This is a genomic window from Moorena sp. SIO1F2 (genome assembly GCF_010672755.1).
Classification (GTDB): domain Bacteria; phylum Cyanobacteriota; class Cyanobacteriia; order Cyanobacteriales; family Coleofasciculaceae; genus Moorena.
Window position 1 is genome coordinate 1 of the sequence record NZ_JAAHFV010000622.1, and the last position, 1,889, is coordinate 1,889.

The window sequence follows — 1,889 nt, forward strand, 5'->3', positions numbered from 1 at the left end:
CGGAGACAAAACCTTAGATAGTGGAGCCTTTATAGTTAGCAGGTTATGCAGAAAAGGGTTAAATATTTTTTAATAAGGCTCCACTATCTTACGGTAAATTCAAACCATGAGCGACTGCATCAAGACAGTGATTTAGATTTGAGTGCAGCTCAGCTGTACTTGTGGAAGCTTACAAAATAGAAATCGGTCAAGAATTGGGGTTAACCAGAACTTGACCGAATTTTTTTTATTGATTTATTGGTATAGTTATAGCGTTGATAATACCTATGACGTACACAGGATTTTTTCCCACTTCCGACTTCCCTGCTCCCTGCTCCCCGTTCCCTGCTCCCTTTGCTATATTAATCAGAGTATTGCTAACAAGATATAATAATGACAGACCAAAATTTTGTAGCTGATAACGCTACTACCACAGAAATACTGGAACAAGTGCTATACGGAAATACAACAAACTCCCCAAGAATACTTACCAAATTTGTTACAGATAGTTCGTCTGTTTCGTGAGAGTATTACACAGAATACCGCAGAAGAAAGTTTTCGTCAGGGATGGCAAGAAGCCATGACAGGGAATGCACTTCCTATTTCAGAGCTTTGGGATGGGATTGATGCAGAATGAACCAGCCAAAACCTCTAATTGCTCAAATAAGCCTCTTGTTCCAAATTATCCAGTAAATCCTCAGCAATTTGATACCAAGCTGCCCGGAATTGAACATCCTCTTGTTTATCGGAAAGAGTCTTTCCTTTTAATTGTGGATATGTACTATAAAAAAATTGATCAACTTTCTGATAAAAAGTACCTGGATCAATGTTCAAATCTAGACAACGCTGATAGATTTGCTTTTGCCGTTGCTGCTCTGTGTTACTCACAGATGATTGAGAAGGCAATGATGGTATAGATGGCAATTTCCAGGATATCTTGGGTAATTTTGGTGTAGTAAACCCTCCTCTAGCTACTGCTACCGTTCCAAACACTACTAATAAAGCAATGGACATAGAAAGACCAAAAAACTTTAGTTCACGGTTAGTGGATTGCTGTTTGCGATTGAGCACAGCAGTGAAGGTTGTTTTAATGGTTTGACCAGGAGCAGCCACTAAGGTAGCAATCTGGGTAAATAGTGTATTTGGTTGTTTATTTGGTAGCTTAGTTGGTAGATTATTTGGTTGTTTAGTTGGTAGATTATTGGGTAGCTTAGTTGGTTGCTGGCTACTTACCGGCTGGGGAATTACGGTTTCTAGGGCTTCACTGACATCTTGGGCTGACTGATACCGTTCTTTAGGAAGATTAGCCAGCATTTTAGCCAAGACCGATTTGAAGCTGGGGCTAATAGTTATCTCTTGCCAAAGCCAGGTGGCGTGATAACTATCATAAAGGTCTAGAGGCTGTTTACCGGTTAGCAATACTAAAGCAGTTACCGCTAAAGCGTAAAGGTCGCTAGTGGCATCAGCTTTACCATATCGTAACTGTTCATCTGGGGAGTAACCCCGTTTGCCCACTTGAGTTCCAATCACGTGTCCGGTTGATTGGACAATGGCAGTGGTTACCATTTCTTTGACACAACCAAAGTCAATTAATACTGGCTTATTGTCAGAATTCCGTTTAATCAGATTATCCGGAGAAATATCCCGATGAATGATCTGCTTAGAGTGAATATAATCTAAAACTGGCAAGATGTCTTGGAGCAGTTTAATCACATCTGCTTCCCTAAACTTTTGACCCTGGACTAACAGCTGGTGATAGGTTAACCCTTCGACATAGTCTTGTACTAAAAAGAGATAATTTTTACGACCAATACTGGTTCTAAGTAACTCTCGAAAACAAGGAATTTGGTTATGTCTGAGCTGGTATAGCATCCCAGCTTCTCGCTCAAATAATTCTTGAGCTTTTTGTA

At 40.0% G+C, this 1,889-nt stretch carries 3 protein-coding genes; 2 read left to right on the top strand and 1 reads right to left on the bottom strand.

Translation table 11 applies throughout. The features are described 5' to 3' along the window. Window positions 1-266 precede the first annotated feature (266 nt). Both F6J94_RS33475 and F6J94_RS33480 read left to right on the top strand, forming a co-directional pair. Window positions 267-398 carry a hypothetical protein gene (locus F6J94_RS33475; protein WP_293048186.1) on the top strand — a complete coding sequence of 44 codons (132 nt, stop codon included), beginning with the start codon at window positions 267-269 and terminating at the stop codon, window positions 396-398. A gap of 77 nt (window positions 399-475) precedes the next feature. Next, window positions 476-616: a hypothetical protein gene (locus tag F6J94_RS33480; RefSeq protein WP_293048188.1), complete on the top strand. Its 141-nt coding sequence runs from the start codon at window positions 476-478 to the stop codon at window positions 614-616. Window positions 617-630: 14 nt separating this feature from the next. Here F6J94_RS33480 and F6J94_RS33485 read toward each other — a convergent pair. Next, window positions 631-1,889, bottom strand: a 1,259-nt coding sequence (locus tag F6J94_RS33485; protein ID WP_293048190.1) for a serine/threonine-protein kinase, incomplete at its 5' end; no start/stop codon positions are given.